Genomic DNA, 8,784 nt, shown 5'->3' on the forward strand with positions numbered 1-8,784 from the left:
TGAAAAAAATTGCTTTTATTTTAGCGCTTGCGGCAAGCGTTTCGTTCTGCGCGGATCAGCTGATAATCGCGGCCGGCGGCGGATACAAAAAGCCCGTCTCGGCCGTGATCGAAAATTTGAAAAAAGAGGGCATGGACGTGGCGGGATCATTTGCCAACCTCGGCCAGCTCGTCATTCAATCGCGCGAGAATAAAATTTCATTCATCGTGGGCGACGAGGCGTTTTTGAAAAAAAGCGATCTAAATATCACCAAATTTGAACGTATCGGGCGCGGCACGCTCGTTTTAGTAACGCCGAAAAATATTAAAATACAGGGCGTCTCTGAGATCGCAAAGTTCGATAAGATCGCGATGCCAGATCCTAAAAAGGCGATTTACGGTATCAGGACGAACGAGTTTTTGCAAAACGCCAAGATGGATGCGGTAAAAGATAAAATTTTAGCCGTCGCGGGCGTGCCGCAGGTGGTCGCTTACGTCATCAACGGCGAGGTGCAGGCGGGCTTTATCAACAGCACCGAAGCGGTCGCCAAAAAAGATGAGTTCGGCTCGATCATCTACATCGACGAGAGCCTCTACAGCCCCGCATTCATCGGCATCGCAAGGCTTAGCGCGTGCGGCGAGCAGGCGCTTTGCGAAAAGGTAATGGAGGAGTTTAAATCGGACCGCTCAAAAGAGATTTTTTCAAAATTCGGTCTTAAATGAGCGACATCGCTTGGATCACGCATCCTCTGATACTAAGCGCTAAAGCCCTATTTTGCAGCTTTCTGCTGCTTATTTCAATAGGGCTAGCAATTTCGTATTTTTTAACTTTCAGCCAAGCTAAATTTAAAAAGATCGTCGAAATTTTAGTGATTTTTCCGCTCATCTTCCCGCCGATCGCGACGGGATTTTTGCTGCTTTATGTTTTTGGAAAGAGCGGATTTATTGGCTCTGCATTAAATTTAGACATCGTTTTTAACTTTTCTTCATTGGTAATCGCCGCATTTTTGGTGGGGCTACCGCTGTTTGTAAAGCCCGTGTGTGCGAGCTTTGAGCTCTTTCCGAAGAGCCTAATCGAAGCCGCGCAAATTTTGGGCAAAAACAGAGTTCAAATTTTCCTCTTCGTCATCCTTCCTAGCTCGCTTAAAACGCTAGGCTCCGCGCTCATTTTAGCGCTCTCGCGCGGGCTTGGCGAAGTGGGTATCACGCTGATGCTGGGCGGAAACATCGTGGGTAAAACCGATACGCTAAGTCTTGCGATCTACAACGCCGTGTATGACGGAGAAAACGAGCGAGCGCTGATTTTAAGCCTTTTGCTCGTGATTTTCAGCTTGATTTTATTTTATGCGATAAATCTTTTGGACAAAAAGCGAAATTTATCTAATTGAAAAAAATTATTTTTAAGTATTTTTTTGATAGAATTGCAAACGCATTTCATTTTAAAGGATTTTTCATGAAGAAATTTTTAATTTCATCAATTTTAGTCGCAAGCGCCTTGATCGCTCACGAGCACGGCGATATGCAAAATTTCGACCCTAAGACCGGCAAGCACCTCGTCATTGCGATGGAGCAACTAGGCGAGAAGGGCAACGTAACCGTCGGCGAGGTCGTAGCGGTCGAGACGAACTACGGCGTGGCGTTTTTCCCGAATTTAAAGGGTCTTACTAGCGGCGTGCACGGCTTTCACGTGCATCAAAACGCCGACTGCGGCGCGACCGAGAAGGGCCTAGGTATGAAAGCGGGCGGCCACTGGGATCCAAGCGATACCAAAAAGCACTCGTTTGCTTGGGATGATAGCGGTCACAAGGGTGATCTGCCTGCGCTTTTCGTTGATGCCGAGGGTAATGCGGTCTATCCGGTGCTAGCTCCGAAGATCAAGAGCCTAGATGAGCTAAAGGGCCACTCGCTGATGGTTCACGTAGGCGGCGATAACCACAGCGATCATCCGAAACCGCTCGGCGGCGGCGGCGCTAGAATGGTCTGCGGCGTTATAAAATAAGCTTCGTTGCGGATGAAATTTAATCATCCGCAATCTCTAAATTTAGCAGCCCTGCGGTTAAATTTACGCGATGAAATTTCGCCGTTCGCAGCGCCGAGATACGCCCGCTTTGTCGTTAAATTTACGCACGGCGGGCTTTTGATACAACCTATGCAGCGCAAATTTTGTATTAAATTTATGCGCTGCGCCCCCTTCCCGCTTAAATTTTAAAATTTAGCCAAGTTTACACGCATTACGCCCTGTTTTTGCCGCGGCGGCGTAAAATTTTCCAAATTTAAATCGAAGTTCTAAATTTACGGCTCCGAGCTATTTTGGCAGCGCGAGAGCTCACTTAACTTTTTCTTCACGACTTTTTTCTACAATCACGCCAACTTTCACAAAGGAGAGAGAATGAAAAAGATTGTTTTAGCAAGCGTTTTAGTCGCGGGTGTGCTGTTCGCCGCAGATTTTAGCTCAAGCAGCCCCGAGCAGATCAATGCCGCAGTCGCAGGCGCCGATGCCAAGAGCTTAAGCGAAGCGGCGTTTGAGATCGATAAGCGCGCGGGCGAGCTAAGAGCGCAGGCAAGGGATCTCAAGCGCGGATTTAAGATGGAGTTTAAAAAGAAGCTGGACGCTATGAGCGTCGAGGATCGCGAGAAATTCCTAGACGAGTTTAGACAAAACTATAACGCTCAGGCAGGCAAGCTAAGCGTCGAGCAGGCGGATAGGCTGGATATCGAGCTTAAGGATCGCGGCAATTTCGGCAAATTTAAAAGGCCCGCTCACGGGTTTGGTCCACACAGATCGCAGGCGGCTCCAGGAGAGTGCGGTCATATGCCGCATAAAGGAATGGGCAGCGGCGCGGGTCCGACAATGCCGCCAAGAGGCGAGATGCCGTGCAATCAAAATGCGGGCGCCGCTCCGTGTCCTATGGCGCAGTAGTGCCGCTTACGAGCAAGTTACGTAGTTCCGCGCAACACTTGCGCGGAATTTTGTTTTATCGAAATACGGCGTGAGAATTTTAGAATTTTAGCTTGAAATTTATGCGGCGTAGCGCCGATGAAATTTCGCAAAACCTTATCGGCACAGGCGAGGTTTTGAAATTCTGCGCCGTAAAATTTTATGTTGCGGAATTTAGAATTTCGTAGCGGCGGAATTTTAAAGCCCAATGTTTTACCTGTAAATTTTAAAATTCCGCGGCGTGAAAATTTTATATCGTGAAATTTTAGTTTCTTGCGCCGCGCCGCGCGAATAATATACCGGGCGAGCAATGGCGAGCAATCTTATAAGCCTAAATTTAGTAAGCATACTTTTGAGCTAAGACGCGCTGTTTCGTCATGATAAAATTTTGTCGTGAAATTTCGCAATTAAATTTTACGTGGAATTTCACAGGGTATAATTTCAAAAATTCTATGCAAGGAGGCGGGCTATGGCAAGAGTTTTGATCGTCGAGGACGAGGGGATGCTGCTAGATATGATGTGCACCTACATGCGCGGCGCTGGGTACGAGGTAAGCGGCAGTAAAAGCTACGACGAGGCGCTATCTTTAGCGTACGAAAAGAGCTTCGATCTGTGGATCTTCGACGTCAAAATCATCGGCGGCAACGGCTTTGCGCTGCTTCGCGAGCTGCGCGAGGCGGGGCGCGGAGCACCGTGCATTTTCACGACGTCGCTAAATACTCTGCAAGACGTCGAAAGCGGCTTTGGAAGCGGCTGTGACGACTACCTCAAAAAGCCCTTTGAGCTAAAAGAGCTGGCTCTGCGCGCGGATAATCTACTAAAGCGCACCTTCGTTCACAACGCCGCCCTGCGCGAAAATATCGGCGGAGGTTTTAGCTTCGATATGGCTCAGCACGCGCTTTATCGCGACGGAAGAGCCGTGCCGATGCCGCAAAAGCAGGCGCGGCTTCTTGCTCTGCTTTTGAAAAACCGCGATAAATTCCTTAGCAAAGATGAAATTTTCGCCGCGCTGTGGGACTACGACGAAAGCCCAAGCGAGCTTAGCCTGCGCGTTTATATCGCGGAGCTGCGAAAAATTTTAGGCAAGGATCGCATCATAAACGCCTCCAAGCTCGGCTACAAATATCTTTAGGAGCGCACCGTGTCCAAAATACGTCAAATTCTACCGATTTTTTTGCTCTATACGCTTACCAGCGTCCTGTTTTTGGCGCTGGTAAGCAGCGTATTTTACGAGCGGGAGAAGTTTTTTATCGCGGATCGCGATGCCTTTGCGATCAGAGATTTCAAACACGGCCTAGAGGCTAAGCTCGCGCGCGGCGGGCGATTAAACGAGAGCGATTTTGACGCCATGCAGGCATACGCGGCGGATCTGAATAGCAGCGATGAGATCGCGCGGGATTTCGAGCCGAGAGATGACGCACCACGCGTGTATATGGAGGGAAATAACAGGATCGAGCAGTTTAATCTCACCGCCAAGGACGGCACGGAGTACTACGTAGCGATCAAAACGGAGACGCTTGAGGGCAAGCTAGCGGCGCTAAAGCTTAAAATTTTATTTGCGAGCGCGCTTGTTTTGGCGCTTATTTTGCTGATCGCGTATTTTATCATACGCCTTTCGCTACGCCCGCTTTACGAAAAGATCGAGTTTTTAAACGGTTTCATCCGAGACACGACGCACGAGATAAAAACCCCGCTTAGCGTAATTTTGATGAGTATCGAGCTTTTCGATACCGATGCGAAAAAATATCTGGGCAATATCAAGGCGGGCGCAAATACGATAAACGCGCTATTTGAGGATCTAACCGCGCTAAGCTTAAACAAAAGCGGCAGCGGGCGGGATGTAAATTTAGGCGAGCTGCTGCAAAGTCGTATCGAGTATTTCTGCGTCTCTGCGGAGCAAAAGTGCATAAGCTTAAGCGCCGATCTGCGCCCTGTAGCCTTTTGCGCGGATGAGTTTAAGCTGCGAAAAATCATCGATAATCTGCTTGGCAATGCGATAAAATATTGTGATGAGCTCGGCTGCGTCGAGGTAAGCCTGCGCGAGCATTCGCTTCGCATAAAAAACAGCGGCGCGGGCATCGCGCAGCAAAATTTGCCGCATATTTTCGAGCTTTACACCCGCTTTGACGAACGTAACGGCGGCTTTGGCATTGGGCTTTTTATCGTGAAAAAATATTGCGACGAGCTCGGGCTTAAAATTTCGTGCAGAAGCGAGCCGGGCGAGACGGAGTTTCGGCTGGAATTTTAACTTTACCCAAATGAAATCCTGCGCGAACAAAATTTTAGCAGGCAGGCTTGCTAGGCTTAGCTGCGAGCGGGTTTAAATTTAGCTAGCGATTCCGTCCGCAAAATTTGTGCCAGATTATAATTTGACGGCGGAATTTACGCATATAATTCGGTCGCGTCCGCAAAATTCGCCGATTGGTTTGCAGAATACGCAGCGTAAAATTCTACGGAATTTCGTGAAATTTTATTTGGACGTGGACAAGATCGCGGCGGCTACGGATAGAATTTAACAGCAGTTTAGATAAGACCGTGCGCGACAACCAGCAAAATTTCGCGAAAATTTTGCAGCGCGTCGATCGAGCCTGCTTGCTCTGTCGTCTCATACGCGCCGTATTCATAGCTAGTGCAAAAAGCTGTTTGATACTCTAACGGAAGCTATCCCGCTTCCCATTCTTGCCGCTCGGCGCGTTGGCGTGGACTACGCGCGGGTAAATTTTAAAATTTAGATAAGCTCTGCCCTGCCGAAGCGAAGCTTTATTAAAACGGGTGGAGCGGCTATTTAAAGTGCGTAGCCGCCCTTCAAAATGCACCCCGATCCTTTTTAAAACGTGCGCAAATTTTAAAATTTGTGCGTAGGCAAAAGGGCAAAATTTGAACGGCGAAGTTAGGTTTTACCGTTTTTAAATTTGACTCCGTCTTTCATATAAATCAAATTCTGGGATTTTTGAATAAGTCATTAAATTTAACCAAATTTGACCCCGCCCGAGTCAAAATAGGCGGGGCAAATTTGATCGTTTCTCACCGAGTACTTCCCTGTTTCCGCGCTATCTGCTAAAACCGATCATTTCTCGCCGAGCGGCCAATAAACGATCGGTTTGGCTCCGAGCCTTGCTCCGCCGTGATACATGCCAAGCTTGTCTTTCGTCCACGCAAAGCCCGTGTGCCCGTGCTTATCGATCGAGATGATGTCGCCGAGCGCTTTGCCTATCCCGGTATTATGCGGGTGCTTTTGCAAGATATTGCGGCGGGCTACGCTTAAATCAATGCTGCGGCTGTCCGTGTTTAGCCCGGATCACGAGTATCTTGCCGCGATTTGCCTTTGCCCTAAAATTTGCACGATCTCATCTAAGCTTAAAATTTTGCCGTGCGAGTCAAAGCCTACGTTTAGTATGCGCCCTTCTAGGCTGGAAGCGCGGTCGTGCAAGTGTCCGTGAAGCATAAAAGAGCCTTTCGAGGCGCGGTTGTGCTCCTCTACGGGATAGTGAAACATACAGATGCTAATACCCGTTTTGCCGTCCTTCATCGCGCCCGCGCCGCCGTCAAAATTTAGCTCCTTGTAGTGCAGGATATCGCTAAAGATGGGATTTCCGTCCTCTTTTAGCTCGCGCAGCAGCGCTTCTTTGTTTTGGCTAATGAGCGTATCGTGGTTGCCTAAAATCAGCACATGCGAGCCGTTTAGCCTACGCGCGACGCTTTTTAGATCCTTTAATTTATTACAAAATGCAAAATCGCCCAGATCATAAACCGTATCCTCGGGCCCCACTACGGCATTCCAGAGCTCTATTAGCTTTTCGTTCATCTCGTTTACGTCATTAAAATCCCTAAATTTAGGGCAGTATTTCATAATATTGCCGTGATAAAAATGCAAATCGGAGGTAAAAAATATCATCATTTTTCCTTTAAATTTTAATCGCCGCATCAAATTTGAGCTTTACGTAAATTTACGCGGCACCAAATATTCGCGCTAATCGTTAAATTTTTTCTAAAAATTCTTTTATAAAGCCTAGCTTGCCCTGCTCGTCAAGGGATTTGAATTCACGCTCGTTTGCTTTGATATGATCGATCAAGGGGTGAAATTCCTCATCAAGCTTAGTTTTATCCAGTTTGCCGGAAAGCGCCTCGTTTTTACTGCGAGCGAAAAATTTATTCACAAGATAATAAGGCGTTTTCATCTTAAAGCAAAAATCGTTCTGGCTTGGGATATACACCATAAAGCCCTCGAATTTTGCCTCTTTGACTATATTTTTAAGCTCCGCAAAGCTCGTTTTTAGATACTGCTCGCCCTCTTTATAAAAAGGTCTTTTTAGCGCTCCGGCAGTGCTTGCGGCGATTTTATCCAGCTCAAATTCGCTCTCTTGCGCGCCGGTTTTAGCGTCGATAAGCCCGATAAAGGTTTCTCCAAGCTCCTCTTCTACGATGTGCGGATCGCTTTCGTCGGTGATCTCAAATAAAAAAGTTTTATTTGGATAGCGTTTGAAAATCTCTTCAAATTTACAGCAGTGCTCGCGCGCCATCTGCGCAAATCTACTATCGGTCGATCCCGTCGTGGAGTAGATGACGCGGCGGTTAAAGCTCGCGCTGCTTTTGCCGACATCTACGTAGGTGCAACACCCCAAAAAGCCGTTTACCTTTCGCACGGCAAGCACGGGCGTATCGTCTGTGATATCGATAGGATAAAGGCTTTTGCGCGAGGTAAATTCCGAGTAGTTATAGACCTTTTTAAACGGACGCACGATGATATTTAGATCATCGTCCATTATGAGCCCGCGCATCTCGAGCAACGCCTTATCCCAATCGGCTTTGAAAAAGACGCGTTTTGAGTATTTGTAGGTGCGAAGCTCGGGATAAAGCTCGCTTTGACGCGCGCTCCAAAGCCTTTTATCCTGCGTAGCGGCGATATATTTTTTCGTTACGTAGGTATTTTGCGCCGCATCAAAGGGCAGATCGCGCCTGTTTAGAGCCGCCGCGTCTTTGATCTTTTGCGCTACGCTTTCGCTCATAGGATTAACGGGCGGGATCAAAATTTCGCCCTCTATTTTGTTGTTTGCGACCTTGATAAACATCGCTATTACGGTATCTTCATCGACGCCGTGCTCGGAGGCGAAGAAATTTTGCATTCTAAAGCATTCAAAAATAAATCCATTTTGGGCGGCTTGCTCTTTTAGGCCTAGCAGCTCTTTGGTGCGCGCGCTCACGTTGCTAAGCACGATAAGAACGTCTTTATCTTTGTTTTCCAGAGCAAATTTATACGCCTGCTTTATCTCGCGGGCGACCTTGCGCTTTGCGTCCTCCAAAAGCTTCGGCGACCAAGTATAAACCCCTGCCTCATCGGTTAGAAACATATCGTTTTCCAGATGATAAATTTGCGCCTGCGGATATTCGTTTTTAAATTCTTTGATTTTCTCTTTTGCGAAAGTCGTTTTGCCCGAGCCCGCGTGTCCGCGAACGACTATAAATTTTCTCATTTTACCGCCTTGATTTTATGTGGTGATATTCTACCTGAAATTTGAGCGCTTTGGTATCAAGAAATATGGATTTTGGTAAAATTTAAGGCTCAGCGGGACTTAATACTTCTTGATTTGAGCCTAAGTTAAAAAGAGCCGATTTTAAATAGAAAATTCGCGCTTTGCCGAGGTGCTGAAATTAAAATTTGACCGAATTTGGCCTTGCCGAAGCGCTTGATCGATGAAAGCGCCAAATTTGATAGACGTACGATAAAAAGCGTATTTATCCTCGCTATTTGATTTAAATTTAGCCCCGCAAAGGGGCTAAATTTACGCTTATTTCTCCCCTATCGGCCAATAAACGATCGGTTTGTCTCCAAGTCTAGCTTCGCCGTGATACATTCCCAGCTTATCTTTC

Annotated in this window: 11 protein-coding genes; 7 read left to right on the forward strand and 4 right to left on the reverse strand. The window is 47.3% G+C overall.

Features of this window, described 5'->3' with window-relative positions:
* The 5 genes from modA to Q0620_RS04730 all read left to right on the forward strand — a co-directional run.
* A partial coding sequence (gene modA / locus Q0620_RS04710) for a molybdate ABC transporter substrate-binding protein (protein WP_298783408.1) occupies positions 1 to 701 on the forward strand: 701 nt, incomplete at its 5' end.
* Positions 698 to 1,366, forward strand: a complete 669-nt coding sequence (locus Q0620_RS04715) for an ABC transporter permease subunit (RefSeq protein WP_298783409.1) — start codon at positions 698 to 700, stop codon at positions 1,364 to 1,366. The genes modA and Q0620_RS04715, both read left to right, overlap by 4 nt.
* A 65-nt stretch (positions 1,367 to 1,431) precedes the next feature.
* Positions 1,432 to 1,977, forward strand: coding sequence for a superoxide dismutase family protein (locus Q0620_RS04720; protein WP_297905600.1), 546 nt, complete (start codon positions 1,432 to 1,434; stop codon positions 1,975 to 1,977).
* A gap of 12 nt (positions 1,978 to 1,989) precedes the next feature.
* Positions 1,990 to 2,187 carry a hypothetical protein gene (locus Q0620_RS04725; RefSeq protein ID WP_298783411.1) on the forward strand — a complete coding sequence of 66 codons (198 nt, stop codon included), beginning with the start codon at positions 1,990 to 1,992 and terminating at the stop codon, positions 2,185 to 2,187.
* A 180-nt stretch (positions 2,188 to 2,367) separates the two neighbouring features.
* On the forward strand, positions 2,368 to 2,898 hold the full coding sequence (locus tag Q0620_RS04730; RefSeq protein WP_298783413.1) for a DUF1104 domain-containing protein: 531 nt from the start codon (positions 2,368 to 2,370) through the stop codon (positions 2,896 to 2,898).
* A 17-nt stretch (positions 2,899 to 2,915) separates the two neighbouring features.
* On the opposite strand, the gene Q0620_RS04735 is transcribed toward Q0620_RS04730, so the two are convergent.
* Positions 2,916 to 3,125 (reverse strand): hypothetical protein, encoded by a 210-nt coding sequence (locus Q0620_RS04735; RefSeq protein ID WP_298783414.1) that lies wholly within the window; start codon positions 3,123 to 3,125, stop codon positions 2,916 to 2,918.
* Positions 3,126 to 3,385: 260 nt separating this feature from the next.
* On the opposite strand from Q0620_RS04735, the gene Q0620_RS04740 reads away from it, so the two are divergent.
* Both Q0620_RS04740 and Q0620_RS04745 read left to right on the forward strand, forming a co-directional pair.
* The gene (locus Q0620_RS04740; protein ID WP_298783415.1) at positions 3,386 to 4,048 is read left to right on the forward strand and encodes a response regulator transcription factor; all 663 of its coding nucleotides are present in this window, start codon (positions 3,386 to 3,388) and stop codon (positions 4,046 to 4,048) included.
* 9 nt (positions 4,049 to 4,057) lie between these two features.
* Positions 4,058 to 5,164 carry a HAMP domain-containing sensor histidine kinase gene (locus tag Q0620_RS04745; RefSeq protein WP_298783416.1) on the forward strand — a complete coding sequence of 369 codons (1,107 nt, stop codon included), beginning with the start codon at positions 4,058 to 4,060 and terminating at the stop codon, positions 5,162 to 5,164.
* A gap of 819 nt (positions 5,165 to 5,983) precedes the next feature.
* Here the strand turns inward: Q0620_RS04745 and Q0620_RS04750 are convergent.
* The 3 genes from Q0620_RS04750 to Q0620_RS04760 form a co-directional block, all read right to left on the reverse strand.
* Entirely contained in the window at positions 5,984 to 6,157 is a 174-nt protein-coding gene (locus Q0620_RS04750) for a hypothetical protein (RefSeq protein WP_298783417.1), read from the reverse strand.
* Positions 6,158 to 6,214: 57 nt separating this feature from the next.
* Positions 6,215 to 6,811, reverse strand: coding sequence for a metallophosphoesterase (locus Q0620_RS04755; RefSeq protein WP_298783418.1), 597 nt, complete (start codon positions 6,809 to 6,811; stop codon positions 6,215 to 6,217).
* 82 nt (positions 6,812 to 6,893) lie between these two features.
* Positions 6,894 to 8,387 carry an RNA ligase gene (locus Q0620_RS04760; RefSeq protein ID WP_298783419.1) on the reverse strand — a complete coding sequence of 498 codons (1,494 nt, stop codon included), beginning with the start codon at positions 8,385 to 8,387 and terminating at the stop codon, positions 6,894 to 6,896.
* Positions 8,388 to 8,784 lie beyond the last annotated feature (397 nt).

The organism is uncultured Campylobacter sp. (assembly GCF_938017615.1).
Taxonomy (GTDB): Bacteria; Campylobacterota; Campylobacteria; order Campylobacterales; family Campylobacteraceae; genus Campylobacter_B.